Here is a 17,710-nt window from a genome sequence, read left to right as displayed (position 1 = left end):
ACGACGGGTCAGCCCGGCGCGTAGAGCGCGTCGATCTCGGCCCGCTGCGGCAGGGCCACCGAGGCGCCGAGCTTGCGGACACAGGCGGCGCCGGCCGCCGCCGCCCAGCGCACGGCGTCGACGACGTCCCGCCCCTCGCCCCAGCCGACCGCCAGCGCGGCGGTGAACGCGTCGCCGGCCGCGGTGGAGTCGACCACGTCCACTCCGACGGCGGGCACGTGCACCTCGGCGCCTTCCCGGTCGACGTACCAGGCCCCGGCGCCGCCGAGAGTGAGCACCGCGCGGGGCACCAGGCCGAGCAGCGCCTTCGGATCCTCCCGGCCCCGGCCGGTGAACGCCTGCGCCTCGCCCTCGTTGACGACGAGCAGGTCCACGGCGTCGAGCAGTTCCGGCGGGAGGTCCCGGGCGGGTGCGGCGTTGAGGACGACCCGGGTGCCGGCCGCGCGGGCGGCCAGGGCGGCGGCGGTCACCGTCCGCACCGGGATCTCCAACTGGGCGACCAGGACGTCCGCCCCGCGTACCGTGGCCAACTCCTCGTCGGTGAGGCCGACCAGCGCGTCGTTCGCGCCGGGGGTGACCACGATGGCGTTCTCCCCCTGGCCGTTCACCATCACGAGCGCTACGCCGGACGCGCCGTACACGACCCGCAGGTGACCGGTGTCCACGCCGGCGGCCGTGATGCGGGCGCGGAGCGTCACGCCGAACGCGTCGGAGCCGATCGCGCCCAGGAAGACGCAGGAGGCGCCGGCCCGGACGGCGGCGATGGCCTGGTTGGCGCCCTTGCCGCCGGGCACCATCACGAAGTCGGTGCCGAGCATGGTCTGGCCCGGTCGGGGCAGCGCGGGGGCCATCGCGACCAGATCCATGTTGGCGCTGCCGACCACCACCACCCGGGTCTGCGGCATGGTCACCCGATCAGGCGGCGCGTGCGGTGTAGCGGTCGCCGGAGCGCTCGACCACCAGCGGCAGACCGAAGGTCTTGGAGAGGTTGTCGCCGGTCAGCGTCTCGGCGAGCAACCCCTGGGCGACGACCGCGCCCTCGCGCAGCAGCAGCGCGTGGGTGAACCCGGGCGGGATCTCCTCCACGTGGTGGGTGACGAGCACCATGGCGGGGGCGTCCGGATCGTACGCCAGCTCGGCCAGCCGGGCGACCAGGTCCTCGCGGCCACCGAGGTCGAGCCCGGCGGTGGGCTCGTCGAGCAACAGCAGCTCCGGGTCGGTCATCAGCGCCCGGGCGATCTGGACCCGCTTGCGTTCGCCGTCGGAGAGGGTGCCGTAGCGGCGTTCGGCGAGGTTGCCGACGCCGAGCTGGCTGAGCAGCGCCCGCGCCCGCGCCACGTCGCCCTTCTCGTAGCTCTCCCGCCAGCGGCCGACCACCGACCAGGCGGCGGTGACCACCACGTCGCTGACCTGCTCGTCGGCGGGCACCCGGGCGGCGAGCTCAGCCGTGGTGAGCCCGATGCGGGTGCGCAGCTCGGTGATGTCGGTGCGGCCGATCCGCTCGCCGAGGACGTGCGCGACGCCGGTGGTGGGGTGCAGCCGGCCGGCGGCCAGGTTGAGCAGGGTGGTCTTGCCCGCGCCGTTGGGGCCGAGCACCACCCAGCGCTCGTCCAGCTCGACGCGCCAGGTCAGGTCCTGCAGCAGGGCGTTGTCGGAGCGGCGTACGCCCACGCTGTCGAGGCTGACCACCAGATCCGGGTCCACGGGTGCGGCGGCAGGCGCGGCGCCGGCAGCGCCGGGGAGCAGGTCACCAGTCACCCGCCCATCCAACCACGCAGCGGTGGTGCGCCCCCCACGGGCGGCGCTCTGGCCCTAGGGTGAAGCACCGTGTCGTTGATCACCACACCCGAGGGACGGCCCATGCCCGGTCCAGGTTCGGAACCGCGCGGATGAGCGCGGTCATCGAGATCGAGGGTCTGCGCAAGACCTTCCGCAGCGTGCGCAACGGCAAGCGGGTGGCGGTCGACGGGTTCGACCTGCTGGTCGAGGCCGGACAGATCCACGGCTTCCTCGGGCCCAACGGGTCCGGCAAGACCACCACGCTGCGCGCCCTGCTGGGGTTGGTCCGCGCCGACGGCGGGCGGATGCGCGTACTCGGCGAGCCGTCGCCGGAACTGCTGCCCCGGGTGGCGGGCCAGGTCGGCGCCATCGTGGAGAGCCCGCAGTTCTTCGGCAACTTCACCGGCCGGCGCACGCTACGGCTGCTGGCCCGCGCCGGCGGGGTGCCGATCGCCCGGGTGGACGAGGCGCTGGAGCTGGTGGGCCTGCGCGACCGGGGCGACGAACGGGTGAAGGGCTACTCGCTGGGCATGAAGCAGCGCCTCGCGGTGGCGTCCGCGCTGCTGAAGGACCCGCGGCTGCTCATCCTCGACGAACCGGCGAACGGCCTCGATCCGGCGGGCATCCGCGAGATGCGCGACCTGATGCGTTCGCTCGCGGCGGCCGAGGTGACCGTGCTGGTGTCCAGCCACATCCTGGGCGAGATCCAGCTGATCTGCGACCACGTCACGATCATTTCGCGGGGCCGGCGGGTGGCGGCCGGCCGGGTGGACGAGGTGCTGGCGGGTCACGACCGGCACGAGTTCCTGGTCCGGGTCGCCGAACCGGAGCGCGCCGCCGACCTGCTGCGGGCGGCGGAGCTGACGGCCGCCGTCGAGGGCGAGACGCTGGTGGTCGGCGGGGCGACCGACCCGACGGTGATCAGCCGGCTGCTCGGCGAGCAGGATCTGTGGGTCGCCGAGCTGACCCCGCTGCGACCCGACCTGGAGAGCGTCTTCCTGGAGCTGACCGGGGCCGGCGAGCACCCCTCGGTGCCCCGCCAGGTCGACGAGGCGGCGCGACCGGTGGACGCCGACGGCGCGCCGGTGATCGATCTCGACGTACGGGGAGTGGACGCGTGAACCTGGTCCGGGCCGAGTTGGAGCGGCTCTCCGCACGCCGCTTCGTGCAGCTCATGGTCGTCCTGCTGGTGCTGGCGTTCGGTGTCACGGCCGCGACGACCCTGGCCGGGTCGCACCGGCCGACCGCCGACGAAGTCTCCTCGGCACGGCAGAAGGCCGTCGAGGCGCGGCGGAGCATGGAGGTCAACTACCAGCAGTGCCTGGCCCAACGGGACGGGATCTCGACGCCCGACACCCAGGACTATCTGCCCCCCGTCTGCTCCGAGATGGACCCGGCCCAGCAGGACCGCCTGCCGGTCGCGTCCGACTACCTGGAGGGGGTGTTCAGCTTCGCCGACCAGGCCAAACCGCTGCTCTTCTTCCTCATCACGTTCCTGGTGATGTTCGGGTTCCTGGTCGGCGCCTCGTACATCGGGGCGGACCTGAACTCCGGTGGGGTGGTGAACCTGCTGCTGTGGCGGCCCCGCCGGCTGACGGTGCTGGGCGCGAAGCTGGGCACACTGCTCGGCGCGGTGCTGGCGCTGTCGGTGGTGGCCTCGGTGGTCTACCTGGTCACCTTCTGGGTGATCGGGCAGACCGCCGGGTTGGCCGGCCGGCTCGACGGTGACTTCTGGAGTTCGCTGGGCGCCATCCACGGCCGTGGCCTGGTGCTGGTGCTGCTGGCCACCGCGACCGGCTTCGCCATCGCGACGCTGGGCCGGCACACGTCGGCGGCGCTCGGCGCGGTCGCCGCGTACGCGGTGGTGTGGGAGTTGGGCGTCCGGCTGGTGCTGGCGATCGTCGATGCCCGGCGGCCGGAACAGCTGATGCTCTCCACATATCTCGGGGCGTGGCTCAACGGCAAGGTGCCGATCTGGGACTCGCAGCTCTGTCGGGACAGCTTCAACGACATGTCCTGCCAGGGCTTCTACACCCTCACCTGGAGACCGTCGCTGGTGGTGCTGCTGGCGGTAGCCGGTGGGTTGACGGTGCTGGCCTTCGCCGCCTTCCGCCGCCGCGACCTGAACTGAGGGAGCCGGCCAGCTGAACCGAGGCGGCCAGGCTGAACTGAGGCAACCCGCGACCGCCCGGCGGCAAGAGCTTGCAGCCGGGCGGTCGGCGGTGAAATATTCCTTCACATGACCGCCCCAGCGGGCTCAGCCGACGGTGGAGCCGAACACCTCGTCGCGGACGGCGTTCAACGCGGTACGCAGGGCGCCCCGCAGGATCGGTTCCTCGGTGAGACCGGTGGGCACCACCCGCGGGCGGACCAGGGTGATGGCCGCGACCTCCCGCTGCACCCGGTCGGCGAGCGCCGCGCCACCGGCCTGGCCGACCTCGCCGGCCAGCACGACCAACGGCGGGTCGAGCACCACGCAGGTGCTGGCCACGCCGAGCGCGAGTCGGCGGGCCAACTCGTCGAGCATCGGAGCACCGGCGTTGCCGGCCGCGACCGCCGCCCGTACCGCGCTGGCGGCGTCCGGCGCGGAGAAGCCGTGCTCGCGGGCCACCGCGCGTACCGAGTCGCCGCCGACCACCTGCTGGAAGGCGGGCTTGGCGCGCCGCGAGACGTCCCGCGGGATGGGTGCGCCGGGCACCGGCAGGTAGCCGATCTCGCCCGCCGCTCCGCTGCTGCCGTGGTGCAGCCGGCCACCCAACATGATCGCCAGACCGACACCGGCGCCCACCCAGACCAGGACGAAGTCCGCCACACCCTGCGCGGCACCGGACTGCGCCTCGGCCACCGCGGCCAGGTTGACGTCGTTCTCGAAGACCACCGACGTGTGCAGGTCGTCCCGCAGCGCGGCCAGCAGACCGCTGTGCCAGCGCGGCAGGTTGAACGCGAAGGTGATGTCCCCGGTCTGCGGATCGACCAGACCCGGCGTACCCAGCACGATCCGTCGGACGCTGCTGAGCTGCGCCTGGGCGCTGCTGGCGGCCTGCACCACGGCGTTGTGCACCACACCCACCGGATCGTCGGTGTCCCGCGTCGACTGCTCCACCCGGCCGATCACGGCGCCGGTGATGTCGGCGCAGGCGGCGACCACCCGGTCCGGCCCGACGTCCACCCCGACGACGTGCGCGCTGCTCGGGCGTACCGCGTAGAGCTGGGCGTTCGGCCCCCGCCCTCCGGCCTGCTCGCCGACCCGGCTGACCAGGCCGCGCTCCTCCAGGCGCTCGACGAGCTGCGAGGCGGTGACCTTGGACAGGCCGGTCAGCTCGCCGAGCCGGGCCCGGGTGAGCGGTCCGCGCTCGAGGAGCAGTTCCAGCGCCGCACGGTCGTTGAGCGCCCGCAACAGGCGGGGGGTGCCGGGCAGCCGGGTCGCACTCATGCCACGTCCTCTAGTTTTAGTAAACTTTGCTAACTGTAAACCGACCTGCGAACGGGTAGCCGTAGCGTATCGGCCACCCGGAGGCAGAGTGCTCGGCCGACCCGGCAGGGCGACGACCACCGCGGGTACACGTTCGTACCCACGGGGAGTGAAGGGGGAGATCTCGTGGGGCTCGATCCAGGACTGCGCCGGCTCGCGCTGGGCACGTTGCTCGCCGCGTACCCGGGAGCGGTCCCGCCGGGGTGGGCGGTCGACCTGGTGGCCGACGGGCTGGCCGGGCACACCCTGTTCGGCACGAACGTGCACGACCCCGCGCAGGTGGCGGCGAGCACGGCGGCGCTGCGCGCCGGCCGGTCGGACGTGCTGATCGCCATCGACGAGGAGGGCGGCGACGTGACCCGGCTGGCGCACGCCACCGGCAGCCCGTACCCCGGTAACGCCGCCCTCGGCGCGGTCGGCGACGTGGCGCTCACCCGCCGGGTCTACCAGTCGATCGGCGCCGAACTGGCCGCGCTGGGCGTCACCGTCAACCTGGCCCCCACGGTCGACGTGAACACCGCCGACGACAACCCGGTGATCGGCACCCGCTCCTTCGGCGCCGACCCGCTGCGGGTGGCCGCGCACTCGGCCGCGGCCGTCAGCGGCCTCCAGGCCGCCGGGGTCGCCGCCTGCGCCAAGCACTTCCCCGGTCACGGCGCGACGGTCGCCGACTCCCACCACGAACTGCCCACCGTGGACGTACCGCTGGACGTGCTCCGCCGGCGCGACCTGCCGCCGTTCGCCGCGGTCGTCGCGGCCGGCACGCAGGCCGTGATGACCGCGCACATCCGGGTGCCGGAGCTGACCGGCGACGGCCCGGCCACCTTCAGCCGGGCCGTCCTGGTCGACCTGCTGCGCGCCGAGTACGGCTTCACCGGCACCGTGATCACCGACGCCCTGGAGATGAAGGGCGCGGCGGTGGCCGCCGGGGGCGTGGGGCCGGCCGCCGTGCGGGCGCTGTCGGCCGGCGCCGACCTGCTCTGCATCGGCGCCCAGGTCGACGCCGCGTTGGTCGAGCGGGTGGCCGCCGAGATCGTCGCAGCGACCGCCGACGGTCGGCTGCCGCTCGCCCGGGTGGAGGAGGCGGCCGGCCGCGCCGCCGCGCTCGCCGCCTGGACCCGGGCCGCCGACCGGTCGTCGGCCACTCCCGACCCCGATCTGGGGTACGCGGTGGCCCGCCGGGCGGTACGGGTCGAAGGGCTGCTCACCGGCCTGGACCAACCCCTGGTGGTGCAGTTGCACACCGAGTCCACGATGGCCGAGGGCCGGGTGCCGTGGGGCCTCGGCCCGCACCTCGACGGTGGACGCGAGATCCGCGTGGTCGCCACCGAAACCGATCAGGCGGCCCTGCGCGAGGTGGCCGGGGATCGGCCGATCGTGTTGGTCGGGCGGCACCTGCATCGGCTGCCCGGTGGACCGGAACTGATCGACGCGTTGGCCGCCGCGCACCCGGTGACCGTCGTGGAGATGGGCTGGCCGGGAACGTGGCGACCGTCCGGCGTACGGGCGTTCGTCACCACGTACGGCGCGAGCCACGCCAACGGTCGGGCGGCTGCGGAGGCACTTGGCCTGACGGGTTGACCCAGCGTCACCGATCGGAGCACCAGCGTCACCGCGCTTTATCCCAGGTCAAGTCCACAATTCGACACTCCGACTCGACACCTCGCATCTTGCAGCTTGCAGTTTCGATACGTAGCGTGATCGATATCGGATCGGCCCGTCCAGCGACGCGGCCGATCTCGCGAGACCGGGACCTGGGGGCAGGTTGCGGACCGTGGATCCGGCCCGGGATCCACGGTCCGCGCACTGAGCCCGGCCGGGCGCCCCGGTCAGCGCGGATACACCCCGTACGCCCGCCAGCCCCGGTCCGGAAAGCCCGCCGCCTCCGCGACCCGGGCCGAGGCGTGGTTCTGCTTCTCGTGCAGGTACGTCGGCACCGCGCCCTCGTCCAGGACCCGCCGCGCCGCCTGCGCCACCAGCCGACGCGCGAGACCGCGACCACGGGCCGCCGGCACGGTCCCGACGGCCAACTCGTGCCCGTACGCGTCGTGGCGTTTGATGGCGGCGCCGGCCAGGTAGCCGCCGTCGGCATCGCGCACCACGAGCACCGGCCGGTCGAAGAGCCGCAGCCAGGGCGGCAGTCCGGGCGTGGTCGGCGCGATCCACTCCCCCACGTCGGGCAGGGGCGCGGGGGCGCTGGTCCAGCGAAACGGGCCGTCGTGCACGCAGAAGGCGGGGTGGCCGACGACCTCCGGCAGCGTCGCGAGCATCCGCTGCGGCGTGCGCTCGATCAGCGCCCGGACCGCGGCGACCCGGTCGGGTGCGACGGAGAGCACCGCGCTCCGTCCGGTGTCCACGGCGAGGGCCGGTCGCAGTCGGCCGTCCCAGGCCGGCCGGGCCCGCCGATGCGAGGCGACCACGTGCAGCCCCGGGGCGGCCGGCCACTGACCGAGCCAGGAGGCGAGGTGCAGGTGCAACCGCCGGTCGAGCATGCGCACCTCCCCGTCACCCCACCCGTCGTGATCACCGTACGCCTGGACCGCCCGACCGGGCGGGCCATCGCGGCAGCGTGGGACGCCGCCCGAGATCTGGGAATCGGCTCGCCATATCGACCGTCATAGGTATTTCCATAGCTGGACACCTTTCTCTGCGACGGTATGGGGCATGCCGATACAGCCGAACGACCGCTTCCACCAGCACCCCGGGCGACTCTGGCGGGCGGCGGAGGCCGCCACCGACGCCCCGACGCAGGCGCGGTACCGGGTGGTCCGGGCGGCGGGTGGGCTGTCCTGGGCGAGACTGAACGAGCTGCCGGCCGGCTCCAGCCGGCACGGTCTCGACCGGCACTGAACGTCGACCCGGCACTCGAGCGCGGCAGGGTCGGGGACGACACACCGCGGGCGGACCAGCGACGGCTTTCGCACACCTGTCGGGTAATTTCTTCGAGGTCCGGCAACCCGGCCTACGACAGGAGAAGCTTCGCGCATGGGCAAGAAGACGATTCACGTCTCCGACTTCACCGGTACCGTTCTGCAGCAGGACGACGAGGTGGTTCGTGTCGTCGTCCTGGAGCACCCGGACCTGGTCGCCGGGCCCGTGCAGCTCGACGCCACCCCGGGCGAGGTGGAGGACATCGACGACGCCGCGCTCGACGTGGCGGTGGTCGAGATCCACGATCGGCACGGCGGGGGTGAGCCCCGGCGGGTCGTCCTCACCGCGAGCGAGTTCGACGCGATGGCCACCGACGTCCCGATGGCACAGTTGTTGAAGACGGCCGAGCGGGTCCGCCCGCCCAAGGCCCGCAAGAGCGCCGAGAAGATCGACTACGGCACGCTGGAGCACGCCGGCAAGCCGCACCGGGGCCGGGTCACCGAGGAGGAGGCCCGACTCGTCCGCGAGCAGCTCGACGAGGTCAACAAGCGGCTCGCGGACGCGGGCGTACGCCAGATCGACCCGACCGATCCGGAGCACGCCCTGCGCTACGGCTTCCCCGAGGCGCCCTGACCCCGGCCCCTACTTTTGCGCGACGGCGGCGGCGAGGGCGGCGGACAGGTCGGCCTCGACCGCCGCCTTCTCCAGGCCGAGGTCGGTGAGCACGCCGGCGCCGTCCTCCTGCTCCAGCAGGGCGAGCAGGATGTGCTCGGTGCCGATGTAGTTGTGCCCGAGGCGCAGCGCCTCCCGGAAGGTCAGCTCCAACGCCTTCTTGCCACGCGCGTCGTACGGGATGAGGTCCGGGACCTCGTCCGCCCGCGGCGGGAGGACGGCGCCGACGGCGGCCCGCACCGCCTCGGGGGTGGCGCCCCGACCGACAAGCACCCGGGCGGCCAACCCCTCCGGCTCCGCCAGCAGCCCGAGCACCAGGTGCGCGGGACCGATCTCGGGGTTCCCGGCGGCGCGGGCCTCCTCCTGCGAGGCCATCACCACGTTGCGGGCCCGCGGGGTGAACCGGCCGAAGCCGGCGTTGGGGTCGAGCGCCGCCGCGTCGGTGGAGCCCTTCGCCACGAAGCGCTTCTGGGCGGCCTGCTTGCTGACCCCCATGCTGCGACCGATGTCGGTCCAGGAGGCGCCCGAGCGACGGGCCTGGTCGACGAAGTGCCCGATCAGATGGTCGGCGACCTCACCGAGATGGTCGGCGGCGATCACCGCGTCGGTGAGCTGGTCGAGCGCGTCGCTGTGCGCCTTCTTGATCGCCTGGATCAGGTCGTCGAGCTTCACGGAGTTGTTCATCTGGAAAGGTTCGGTCATGCGTCAACCATAGGTTGACGCATGCATCCCGTCAACCCGTGGTTGACGAGAGCCCGGTCGCGCGAGCCGATACCGTGGGCGCGGCCGCACACGTCAGGAGGGTCGGGCATGCGTCTGCACGTGGGGTGCGCGATGTGGAGCCACCGGTCGTGGCCGGGACACTCGCTGCCGTCCGGGGAGCGCCTGCGGCACTACGCCAGCTGGTGCGATGCCGTGGAGGGCAACACCACGTTCTACGCGACGCCCGCCCACGACACGGTGGCGTCGTGGGCGGCGCAGACGAATCCCGAGTTCCGGTTCGTCCTCAAGCTGCCCAAGGTGGTCACACACGAACGGCGGCTCACCGACGTCGGCGAGCCGTTGCGCGCCTTCCTGGACGCGATCGAACCGCTCGGCCCGCGCGTCCACGCCCTCTGGATCCAACTGCCGGGGTCGTTCGCGCCGGCCGACGTACCCACGCTCGGCCGGTTCCTCGCCCAACTCCCGGGTTCCCACCGGTACGCCGTGGAGGTCCGCCATCCCGCGTTCTTCACCGAGCCCCGCGCGACCCGACTGCTCGAGGAGACCCTGACCACCTCGGCCGAGTGGATCCCCTTCGACACCACCACGTTCTTCAGCCGCCCGCCGACGAGTGACGCCGAGCGCGACGCCTGGATGAAGAAGCCGCGGGTGCCGCTGCGCTCCGTCGCGTTGACCGACCGCCCGATCGTGCGTTACCTCGGCCGTGACGACGACGCCCGGACTGTCGAGGGGTGGCAGCGTTGGGTCGAGGTCACCGCCGGCTGGCTGCGCGAGGGACGCTCCCCCACCATGTTCGTCCACACGCCGGACAACGCCGACGCGCCCGGGCTCGCCCGCCGGTTCCACGACGAGGTACGCGCCCAGGTGCCGGGCCTCGATCCGCTGCCGGACCCGATACCCGTCGAGCCGCTGACCCTCTTCTGAGCACCCAGGTCAGTCACGGCTGTCGGTCGAGCAGCGCGTTGAGGTGGTGGGCCGTGCTGATCAGCGAGAGGTGGCTGAACGCCTGCGGGAAGTTGCCGATCTGCTCGCCGGTGGGGGCGATCTCCTCCGAGTAGAGCCCCAACGGCGTGCTGTAGGTCAGCATCTTCTCGAACGTGAGCCGGGCGTCGTCGAGCCGGCCCGACTGGGCGAGGGCCTGCACGTACCAGAAGGTGCACATGCTGAAGGTTCCCTCGGAGCCGGCGAGTCCGTCGGGCGAGGCTTTCGGGTCGTAGCGGTAGACGAGACTGTCCGACACCAACTCGTTGTCTATCGCCCGCAACGTCGACAGCCACATCGGATCGTTCGGTGCGATGAAGCCGACCCCGGGCATCGCGAGCAGCGAGGCGTCGGTGATGTCGGTGCGGTAGTGCTGCACGAAGGCCTGCCGTCCCGGATGGAATCCCCGAGCTATGACCTGCTCGTAGACGGCGTTGCGTTGGTCCGCCCACCGGGTGATGCTCGCGGGACGCCCCCGGGCGTGCGCGATGCGGATGGCACGGTCGAACGCGAGCCAGCACATCATCCGCCCGTAGGTGAAGTCCTGCCGGCCGGACCGGGTCTCCCAGATGCCGTCCTCGGGCTGATCCCAGTGGTCGCAGAGCCAGTCCATCAGGCCGGCCGTCTTGCGCCACCCCTCGTACGACGTCATCAGCCCGCTCTGGTCGGCGAGATGCAGCGAGTTCAGCGCCTCGCCGTAGATGTCCAGTTGTAGCTGGCCCGCCGCGCCGTTGCCGATCCGCACCGGCGCGGAGCGGCGGTACCCCTCCAGGTGCGGCAACACCTCCTCGGAAAGGTCCGGCGAGCCGTCGATGCGGTACATGATCTGCAGCGGCACGTCACCGTCGTGGGCGTCCCGGATGCGCGCCTCGAGCCAGGCCAGATACTTCTCGGCCTCCTCGGTGAAACCGACGCTGAGCAGCGCGTGCACGGAGAACGAGGCATCGCGGATCCAGGTGTAGCGGTAGTCCCAGTTCCGCGGCCCGCCGATCTGCTCCGGCAATCCCATCGTCGGCGCGGCGACCAGGGCGCCCGTCGGGGCGTACGTCATGAGCTTGAGCGTCATGGCCGACCGTTCGACCATCTCCCGCCAGCGACCGGTGTAGGAGGCGCGCAGGGCCCACCGACGCCAGTGGTCCCGGGTTTCGGCGAGCAGTTCGCAGGCCTCCTTCGTGGTGAGAGCCCGGGGTGCGTGGGGGCAGGCCGTCTCCAGCACGACCCCACCGATGTCGCCCTCGTGCAGCACGTTGCGGAAGCACACGCCCTCCTCGTCGCGTTGGACCAGCCTCCGGTCGACGAGCCGATCGGCGTCCTTGAACGGGGTCAGGGTGAGCGAAAGGGTAGAGCTGCGAAAGACGTCCCCCTCCGGATGGACCTCCAACTCGTACGGATCTCGCCCGTAGTTGAACCGCGGCCGGCAGTCGAAGCGGAAGGGCATGGCCCCCCGGACCATGCGGACCATCCGGACCATTCGGTGCCGGTCAGTGGCCTGTTCGCCCGTGACGGGCATGAAGTCCAACACCTCACCCACGCCTTCGGCGCTGTGAAAGCGGGTGATCAGGATCGGCGTGCCGGGTAGGTAGAGCTGTTTGCTCGAATACTCGATACCGTCGGGCGAGAGCTGGAAGTGCCCGCCCCTGTCGCGGTCGAGCAGGGCGGCGAAGAGGCTCGGCGAGTCGAAGCGCGGCGCGCAGAACCAGTCAATCGTGCCGTCCTTGCTGATCAGCGCGGCGGTCTGCAGGTCACCGATCAGGCCGTGCTCCTCGACCCCCGGATACCGTGTCTGCACACCGACCCCCCTCGTCAGGCTGACGGCGACTACCCGGGAAACCGCCCGCTACACGAACGCCGTCCCCGACGCCCCGGGCGAGGGTGTCGGTGGCCGCCGATAGCGTGCGCGCTGGACGACATCGACGGAGGGACAACGGATGAGCCTGCGCGGATTCGCCACCCTGAACATCTGGGCCGACGACGTGGCGGCCGCCACCAACTGGTACGCCCGATTCCTGGGCCAGGAGGCGTACTTCTCGCGGCCCGGCCCCGACGGGCGTCCCGCCTACACCGAGTTTCGCCTCGGCGACCACCAGGCGGAACTGGGCATCATCGACCGCCGGTACGCGCCCCCGGGCGCGGCGAGCGGGCCCGGGGGCGCGGTCATGCACTGGCACGTCGACGACCTCCGCGCCACCGTGGACCGGCTCCTGGCGCTGGGTGCCACGGAGTACCAGCCGATCACACCTCGCGGAGACACGGGTTTCGTGACGGCGGCCGTGGTGGACCCCTTCGGCAACGTGCTGGGCGTCATGACCAACCCGCACTACCTCGACATGCTCGCCGCACACCACACGATCTGAGCTCGACGTCCCCGTTTCCGCCGCTCGATCCTGTCAGTGCTGGTCCACTGCCTGCCGCACCAGCGCCGCCGCCATCTCGGTCTCCAACCCGCTGGTGATCAGCAGGTCGTGGGCAGCCGCCCGGTACTCCCCACCGCGACCAGCCCGGAATAGCCGAGACGGTGGATGTGCGGGCGGGTCGGGTCCCCTACAAACCCCTGCGCACGCCCGACCAGCTCGACGCCCGCCAGGATCTGGTCGCGGGCCTCCCGAGGCTCCCGACCGACCTGGACCGCTCGGCGCAGCGTCGGCAGCGCGTCGGCCAGCAGGTCAATGGCCTGCGGAAACTCCTCGGGAATCGGCTCGTCGTCCTTCAGGGCCGTGGTCAGGCGCCGGCACAGTGACCGGCAACCGTGCAGGCTCCGTTCCAGGTGGTGGATCGCCGTGGTGTGAAAGTTCAGGGAGTCGCGCTCACGCCACCGCAGGGGCGCCAGCCGCGTCACCTCCTGGGCGGCGCTGAGCCCGTCGTCGAGAGCGGCCAGGCGGGGGTCGAGCCCCCGCAACCCGCGCAGGCTCTGTTCGGCGTCCCCGAGATCGCGCGTCCGCAGCGCCGTCGCCAGGTCGTGCATGATGTCGGCCGCCGGCCCGACCACCGGCTCGGCCAGCCGCAGCAGCGTCCGCTGCGGATTGATGGGCGCCACAAGCAGACCGACCCCCAGACCGACGAGCCCACCGACCGCCGCGTCGACGAAGCGCGGGACGGACAGTTCGCGTAGCGGCGGCTCCAGCGTGGCGATCAGCACCGCGGTGCCGCCGGCCTGGGTGAGCAGCGAGCCACCCCCCTTGAGCAGGATGGCGACCCCGATCGCCAGCACGACGACCACACCGGTCTGCCAGGGCCCGATGCCGAAGAACGGCATCAACGTGTCGCCGACGGCGAGCCCCAGGGTCACACCGGCCAGCAGCTCGATGGTCCGCCGGAGGCGTGACCCCATCGAGGCGGCCACGATGCCGACCGCCGTGGTCGGCGCCAGGACCGGAGAAGGATTGCCCAGGAATTGGTACGCCACGAACCAGGCGATCGCCGCGGCGATGCCGGCCTGCACCGCGAGCAGGCCGAACAGGCGTAACCGCCAGGCGCGCGAGCGCAGCGCGTGGTGGGCCCGCGCTCGGAGGCGGTCGATCCGGGACTTCCGGTGGTCCGTCGGTTCGCCGCCGGCCTCCGACTCCAGGTGGGCAGACACCCGCGCCGCTTACCCGACGCGCGGAAACCTATCCGACGCTGCGCCCAGACGTACGGAATCCATGCTTGTCGACGTCTGCTGTACTCGACAGCGAGGATCCCCCGCCCTCGTCGAAGGAGGCCCCGTGCCATGTCCAGCTCCGAGTTCAGCCCCGACAGCCTGCGTACCCTGATCCGCGCCGGCGTGTGGATCAGCCGTCCCGACACCATGAAGGCGGCAGTGCACCTGCTGACCTTCACCAAGCTGCCGGACCAGCCCGGCTTCGCGGAACTCGTCGAGGTCGTGCAGATCCCCGAGTACGACGACGGCCACGACATCCAGGTGGCGGTCATCGGCGACTGGCCGGCGCTACTCGCGCTACCGGCGGTCGAGCAGCTGTCCGCCGACGACAAACGGCTGCTCGCCCTGGCCGGCGGCCTCGCCACCGGGCAACCCGTCGACCTGGCCGCCAACGCCGCCGTCGAGGGCCACGAGCACGCGGCGAAGGTCGCCGAGGCGATGGTGATCGCCGCCGGCTACCACATGAAGTACGAGGTCAAGGCGACCGCGCGACTCACCACGAGATTCGCCAAAGCCTGAGAGCTTTGGGGGCACCACATCAAGGGGTACGACGCTCGCCCGTATCGCGGGGCAGCCACCGCAGCGCGGCGTCGGCGGTGTCCACCGGGCTGCCGTTGAAGGCGATCGCCGCGCCGGGCGCCCACTGCCGGACGAGGTTCACCACCTTCTCGAAGAGCAGGAGCAACGGCTCGTGCTTGCGGAGGCCACCGCCGACCACCACACAGGCGTAGTCCTTACGTTGTAACGCCTCGACGACAGCGGACTCGGCGTCGTCGTCGGGTGCCACCAGACACAGATCGGCTTCGACGCCGTGCTCGCCGAAACGGGCCTGACCGCGTGCTATCGCCGCCACCACCGGCGCCGGATCCCACCCGGGGATCCGTTCGGGATCAAGACCAATCACCAGTACGGGACCCAGCGCCATACGCACTCCTGTGAAGCGGCCCACCGTCGCTCAGCACGATCGATGCTGCCACAGGTGGCACGGGTGCGGCGCACGTCGACACCGGGAGTCGGCCGGGCGGCTCTACCGGTCGGCGTCGCATCCGGTCTGGGGCAGCCCGGCGGCAGCGGCGATGGCCTCGACGGCCTCGTCCAGTCCGGTCGTCTCGGGCAGGACGAGTTCGCCGGGCCAGCCCAGGACGTCGTGACCGGCGTACCAGCCGCTCATCTGCTCGGCGGTGAACTCACTGACCTGCGGGCGGGTCAGGTGACGGCGCAGGGTCTCGGCCAGCGACACGTCGAGGTAGCAGAACAGCGACCGACCACGGTGACCGTCCCGCAGCGCGGTCAGCATGCCTCGGTAGCGGCTGCTGTGCATGATGCCTTCCACGACCACGTGATAGCCGTGGTCCAGTGCGAACCGCACGGTCTGCCCGATCAACGCCGGCGCCGCCCCGCCGGGCCGGTCCCGCTCGCGCAGCACGATGCGGCGCAGGTAGTCCTGCTCGACCAGGGCACAGCCCCGACCGTGCCGGCGTCGTAGCTCGCGGGCAATGCTGCTCTTGCCCGAGCCGGAGTTGCCCCGGATGCAGACGAGGATCGTGTCCGGGCTGCCGGTGGGCTCCGCGACCACGATGCCTCCTCGGCTCCTTACGTCTCCCGGATCTCCATCTCGGTCACCAGACCCCTGTCGAAGCGGTACACGTGCGTGACGGTGTGATCGGCGAGTTTCAGTCCGGTCTTGTCGTGTACCACCTGATGAACGGTCACGGCAATACGACCGTCGGCCTCCGTACTGAACGCGGTCGGCGTGACGGTGGGAGCAAGCTGCTCCCACTGTCGACGCCAGTAGGCACCCACCATCTCCCGGCCGTGGAGGACGCCTCCTTCCCAACCGTTGGGCCAGGTGACGTCCGGCGTCAGGGCCGCCAGCAGGGTGGGGATGTCACGCTTGTTGAAGGCCGTGTAGAGGTCGGTGAGCAGGGCCTGTTCGGGCGAGTCCATCGAGCCAGCATGGCCGGTGGGCGAGACTTCATGACGCCGTCTTCGCTGTCGGCAGAAGGGCGCGTGCCTTCAGGGCAGAAGCAGTCGTTCCAGACGCTCGACCGCATCCAGGGCCTCGCCTCGGTGCTTGGCCTGCTTCAGCCAGCCGGGCAGTCGGGACACCACTGAGGCGTTCGCCGTGCTGTGCCTTTCTCGCAACCCGGCCCGCAGGAACTCCTTGAGGTAAGCGAGGTGGCGCGGGTTGAAGGCCCACAACGTGTGACCGGCGCACGGGGTCTGCAGCCACAGCGGTAGACCGAAGCAGTTGTCCACCAGGGCGGCCGGCACCATGACCGGGCGCAGCTCATAGCTTGCGTTGGTCGCCGCCCCGCAGCCATCGCAGTGCAGGACGACGAAGCGGTGCTGCGGCGCCGCCTTCGCCCGTCGCTCGGCACGCATCCGGCGACCGCACTGCCTGCACCGTTGTGACACAGTGATGACCACCGGCCCAGCCCAACTGGTGGGGAGCTGACGTCGGCAGTGGCCGCATTCACAGCCCGCAGGCCTGTGTTGCCGGCGGGAGAAACCGCAGGTCACGCAGGCGACTGTCGCCGGCCGCCAGGTCCGCGTGACACCGTCCCAGTTCCGCAGGACCTTCCCTGCCGCGCCGCACTGTGGGCACCGCACGATGAACTCACCGGAGAACGCGGCCAACCGCCGTCCGTTGTCAACGAAGCGCCCCGTCATCACCGGTTGAGTCTAGGTGGCAACTCGGGAACGGCCTTCAGACTTAATCGCTCCAGGAGAGTTCGCCGGTACTGTCGAGCATCCTGCGTGCGCAGCAGACGTGAGACGTGCGAGGGGTACCAGCGTTCACCGCCACCCGGGGTCGCCACCCCTTCCTCATTCAATCGATCAGCGATATCGACTTGGCGGGCGCCCAGCACGGACATCTCGACCACTGCGCGAAGCACGTCGTCCTGACAACGCCTGGGGCGTCCAAGCCGTATGCCGATGGAACGGGCCTGAGCCAGGCCTTCTATGGTTCGTGCGGAGCGCAGACCACTGCTGCCCACGTTGGCGGCCTGATCGTCAAGCATGTCGTCAAGGACTTCCAGGGCCCAGCCAAACTCGATGGCGTGACGTCTGAGCCCTCTAGCGACAAAGTCGGTGGGGCCGAGCCTGTCCCATCGCGTGACGAACAGTGCTTGAGCGGCGCCCATCTCCAACCGCCGCACGGCTTCCGATAGTCGCGCGGGGTGTTCGGCCGCCTCATCGCGAATCGTCCACACGAGTTCGTACGGCACAGGAAGCTGGCGGGCAACGACGGCCCGGCGGATCGCTGCGGCCTGTGCGCTCAGGACGGCAGCGGACTCCTCAGGCAGGGAGCGTATGTAAGCAAGAACCGGCACCGCTTGGCGCACCGGACCACGCATTGACGTCACGGTGCGCCACCCGTACGTCGGAACAGGCTGATCAGTAACGCAAGCACTCGAAAGGCATCGTTACGCCGCTGCCGCTGCGGATGCAGCACGGCCACTGCAGCTGCCAAGGCAGCCAGCGCCAAGAAGACAACCATGGCGATGGCTAGCAGGGGGACCACCCGGCAGGTCTCCCAAGATCATATTGCCCTCCCTCTCGTCGTAAGA

At 71.4% G+C, this 17,710-nt stretch carries 20 protein-coding genes; 8 read left to right on the top strand and 12 right to left on the bottom strand.

Annotation, left to right across the window (positions count from 1 at the left end):
• Positions 1 to 8: 8 nt before the first annotated feature.
• Positions 9 to 905 carry a ribokinase gene (locus ACN263_RS05010; RefSeq protein WP_422740597.1) on the bottom strand — a complete coding sequence of 299 codons (897 nt, stop codon included), beginning with the start codon at positions 903 to 905 and terminating at the stop codon, positions 9 to 11.
• Positions 906 to 915: 10 nt separating this feature from the next.
• Positions 916 to 1,758 (bottom strand): ABC transporter ATP-binding protein, encoded by an 843-nt coding sequence (locus tag ACN263_RS05005; protein WP_422738661.1) that lies wholly within the window; start codon positions 1,756 to 1,758, stop codon positions 916 to 918.
• Positions 1,759 to 1,889: 131 nt separating this feature from the next.
• On the opposite strand from ACN263_RS05005, the gene ACN263_RS05000 reads away from it, so the two are divergent.
• Complete coding sequence (locus tag ACN263_RS05000) at positions 1,890 to 2,900, top strand: ABC transporter ATP-binding protein (protein ID WP_422738660.1); 1,011 nt, start codon at positions 1,890 to 1,892, stop codon at positions 2,898 to 2,900.
• Positions 2,897 to 3,910 (top strand): ABC transporter permease subunit, encoded by a 1,014-nt coding sequence (locus ACN263_RS04995; protein WP_422738659.1) that lies wholly within the window; start codon positions 2,897 to 2,899, stop codon positions 3,908 to 3,910. The genes ACN263_RS05000 and ACN263_RS04995 overlap by 4 nt, the downstream gene beginning before the upstream one ends.
• A gap of 126 nt (positions 3,911 to 4,036) precedes the next feature.
• Here the strand turns inward: ACN263_RS04995 and ACN263_RS04990 are convergent, their stop codons facing one another.
• Positions 4,037 to 5,212 (bottom strand): ROK family transcriptional regulator, encoded by a 1,176-nt coding sequence (locus ACN263_RS04990; protein WP_422738658.1) that lies wholly within the window; start codon positions 5,210 to 5,212, stop codon positions 4,037 to 4,039.
• A gap of 165 nt (positions 5,213 to 5,377) precedes the next feature.
• On the opposite strand from ACN263_RS04990, the gene ACN263_RS04985 reads away from it, so the two are divergent.
• The gene (locus ACN263_RS04985) at positions 5,378 to 6,832 is read left to right on the top strand and encodes a glycoside hydrolase family 3 protein (protein WP_422738657.1); all 1,455 of its coding nucleotides are present in this window, start codon (positions 5,378 to 5,380) and stop codon (positions 6,830 to 6,832) included.
• Between the two features lie 248 nt (positions 6,833 to 7,080).
• On the opposite strand, the gene ACN263_RS04980 is transcribed toward ACN263_RS04985, so the two are convergent.
• Positions 7,081 to 7,743, bottom strand: coding sequence for a GNAT family N-acetyltransferase (locus ACN263_RS04980; protein ID WP_422738656.1), 663 nt, complete (start codon positions 7,741 to 7,743; stop codon positions 7,081 to 7,083).
• 172 nt (positions 7,744 to 7,915) lie between these two features.
• Here ACN263_RS04980 and ACN263_RS04975 point away from each other — a divergent pair, with 172 nt between their 5' ends.
• Together ACN263_RS04975 and ACN263_RS04970 are read left to right on the top strand one after the other, a co-directional pair.
• Positions 7,916 to 8,101: a DNA repair protein gene (locus ACN263_RS04975; RefSeq protein ID WP_422738655.1), complete on the top strand. Its 186-nt coding sequence runs from the start codon at positions 7,916 to 7,918 to the stop codon at positions 8,099 to 8,101.
• A 135-nt stretch (positions 8,102 to 8,236) separates the two neighbouring features.
• Positions 8,237 to 8,755 (top strand): hypothetical protein, encoded by a 519-nt coding sequence (locus tag ACN263_RS04970; protein WP_422738654.1) that lies wholly within the window; start codon positions 8,237 to 8,239, stop codon positions 8,753 to 8,755.
• 9 nt (positions 8,756 to 8,764) lie between these two features.
• Here ACN263_RS04970 and ACN263_RS04965 read toward each other — a convergent pair whose 3' ends face one another.
• The gene (locus ACN263_RS04965; RefSeq protein WP_422738653.1) at positions 8,765 to 9,496 is read right to left on the bottom strand and encodes a Clp protease N-terminal domain-containing protein; all 732 of its coding nucleotides are present in this window, start codon (positions 9,494 to 9,496) and stop codon (positions 8,765 to 8,767) included.
• Between the two features lie 132 nt (positions 9,497 to 9,628).
• Between ACN263_RS04965 and ACN263_RS04960 the strand changes: the two genes are divergently transcribed.
• The gene (locus ACN263_RS04960; protein ID WP_422740596.1) at positions 9,629 to 10,441 is read left to right on the top strand and encodes a DUF72 domain-containing protein; all 813 of its coding nucleotides are present in this window, start codon (positions 9,629 to 9,631) and stop codon (positions 10,439 to 10,441) included.
• A gap of 13 nt (positions 10,442 to 10,454) precedes the next feature.
• On the opposite strand, the gene ACN263_RS04955 is transcribed toward ACN263_RS04960, so the two are convergent.
• Positions 10,455 to 12,287 (bottom strand): glycoside hydrolase family 15 protein, encoded by a 1,833-nt coding sequence (locus ACN263_RS04955; protein ID WP_422738652.1) that lies wholly within the window; start codon positions 12,285 to 12,287, stop codon positions 10,455 to 10,457.
• A 139-nt stretch (positions 12,288 to 12,426) separates the two neighbouring features.
• On the opposite strand from ACN263_RS04955, the gene ACN263_RS04950 reads away from it, so the two are divergent.
• Complete coding sequence (locus tag ACN263_RS04950; RefSeq protein ID WP_422738651.1) at positions 12,427 to 12,852, top strand: VOC family protein; 426 nt, start codon at positions 12,427 to 12,429, stop codon at positions 12,850 to 12,852.
• A 98-nt stretch (positions 12,853 to 12,950) separates the two neighbouring features.
• On the opposite strand, the gene ACN263_RS04945 is transcribed toward ACN263_RS04950, so the two are convergent.
• Positions 12,951 to 14,075 (bottom strand): FUSC family protein, encoded by a 1,125-nt coding sequence (locus ACN263_RS04945; protein ID WP_422738650.1) that lies wholly within the window; start codon positions 14,073 to 14,075, stop codon positions 12,951 to 12,953.
• Positions 14,076 to 14,204: 129 nt separating this feature from the next.
• Here ACN263_RS04945 and ACN263_RS04940 point away from each other — a divergent pair, with 129 nt between their 5' ends.
• A complete protein-coding gene (locus tag ACN263_RS04940; RefSeq protein ID WP_422738649.1) occupies positions 14,205 to 14,654 on the top strand; it encodes a hypothetical protein in 450 nt (149 codons plus the stop codon).
• A 19-nt stretch (positions 14,655 to 14,673) separates the two neighbouring features.
• Here the strand turns inward: ACN263_RS04940 and ACN263_RS04935 are convergent, their stop codons facing one another.
• The 5 genes from ACN263_RS04935 to ACN263_RS04915 form a co-directional block, all read right to left on the bottom strand.
• The gene (locus ACN263_RS04935; protein WP_422738648.1) at positions 14,674 to 15,060 is read right to left on the bottom strand and encodes a hypothetical protein; all 387 of its coding nucleotides are present in this window, start codon (positions 15,058 to 15,060) and stop codon (positions 14,674 to 14,676) included.
• A 102-nt stretch (positions 15,061 to 15,162) separates the two neighbouring features.
• Positions 15,163 to 15,711, bottom strand: coding sequence for a kinase (locus tag ACN263_RS04930; protein WP_422738647.1), 549 nt, complete (start codon positions 15,709 to 15,711; stop codon positions 15,163 to 15,165).
• 17 nt (positions 15,712 to 15,728) lie between these two features.
• Positions 15,729 to 16,082 carry a nuclear transport factor 2 family protein gene (locus ACN263_RS04925; RefSeq protein WP_422738646.1) on the bottom strand — a complete coding sequence of 118 codons (354 nt, stop codon included), beginning with the start codon at positions 16,080 to 16,082 and terminating at the stop codon, positions 15,729 to 15,731.
• A gap of 69 nt (positions 16,083 to 16,151) precedes the next feature.
• Positions 16,152 to 16,520, bottom strand: coding sequence for a hypothetical protein (locus ACN263_RS04920; protein WP_422738645.1), 369 nt, complete (start codon positions 16,518 to 16,520; stop codon positions 16,152 to 16,154).
• Between the two features lie 287 nt (positions 16,521 to 16,807).
• Positions 16,808 to 17,497: a recombinase family protein gene (locus ACN263_RS04915; protein ID WP_422738644.1), complete on the bottom strand. Its 690-nt coding sequence runs from the start codon at positions 17,495 to 17,497 to the stop codon at positions 16,808 to 16,810.
• Positions 17,498 to 17,710: the final 213 nt, after the last annotated feature.

Origin of the sequence: Micromonospora sp. WMMD729, from assembly GCF_049315225.1 — a bacterium.
GTDB lineage: Bacteria > Actinomycetota > Actinomycetes > Mycobacteriales > Micromonosporaceae > Micromonospora.
Note: the sequence above shows the minus strand (reverse complement) of the source record. Positions and strands in the feature narration are given on the sequence as shown.

Bases quoted from the DNA above. Each gene is read 5' to 3' on its own strand.
- ACN263_RS05010 (WP_422740597.1), bottom strand. From the start codon at position 905: ATGCCGCAGACCCGGGTGGTGGTGGTCGGCAGCGCCAACATGGATCTG.
- ACN263_RS05000 (WP_422738660.1), top strand. From the start codon at position 1,890: ATGAGCGCGGTCATCGAGATCGAGGGTCTGCGCAAGACCTTCCGCAGC.
- ACN263_RS04990 (WP_422738658.1), bottom strand. From the start codon at position 5,212: ATGAGTGCGACCCGGCTGCCCGGCACCCCCCGCCTGTTGCGGGCGCTC.
- ACN263_RS04980 (WP_422738656.1), bottom strand. From the start codon at position 7,743: ATGCTCGACCGGCGGTTGCACCTGCACCTCGCCTCCTGGCTCGGTCAG.
- ACN263_RS04975 (WP_422738655.1), top strand. From the start codon at position 7,916: ATGCCGATACAGCCGAACGACCGCTTCCACCAGCACCCCGGGCGACTC.
- ACN263_RS04970 (WP_422738654.1), top strand. From the start codon at position 8,237: ATGGGCAAGAAGACGATTCACGTCTCCGACTTCACCGGTACCGTTCTG.
- ACN263_RS04965 (WP_422738653.1), bottom strand. From the start codon at position 9,496: ATGACCGAACCTTTCCAGATGAACAACTCCGTGAAGCTCGACGACCTG.
- ACN263_RS04960 (WP_422740596.1), top strand. From the start codon at position 9,629: ATGTGGAGCCACCGGTCGTGGCCGGGACACTCGCTGCCGTCCGGGGAG.
- ACN263_RS04950 (WP_422738651.1), top strand. From the start codon at position 12,427: ATGAGCCTGCGCGGATTCGCCACCCTGAACATCTGGGCCGACGACGTG.
- ACN263_RS04940 (WP_422738649.1), top strand. From the start codon at position 14,205: ATGTCCAGCTCCGAGTTCAGCCCCGACAGCCTGCGTACCCTGATCCGC.
- ACN263_RS04935 (WP_422738648.1), bottom strand. From the start codon at position 15,060: ATGGCGCTGGGTCCCGTACTGGTGATTGGTCTTGATCCCGAACGGATC.
- ACN263_RS04925 (WP_422738646.1), bottom strand. From the start codon at position 16,082: ATGGACTCGCCCGAACAGGCCCTGCTCACCGACCTCTACACGGCCTTC.
- ACN263_RS04920 (WP_422738645.1), bottom strand. From the start codon at position 16,520: ATGCGTGCCGAGCGACGGGCGAAGGCGGCGCCGCAGCACCGCTTCGTC.
- ACN263_RS04915 (WP_422738644.1), bottom strand. From the start codon at position 17,497: ATGCGTGGTCCGGTGCGCCAAGCGGTGCCGGTTCTTGCTTACATACGC.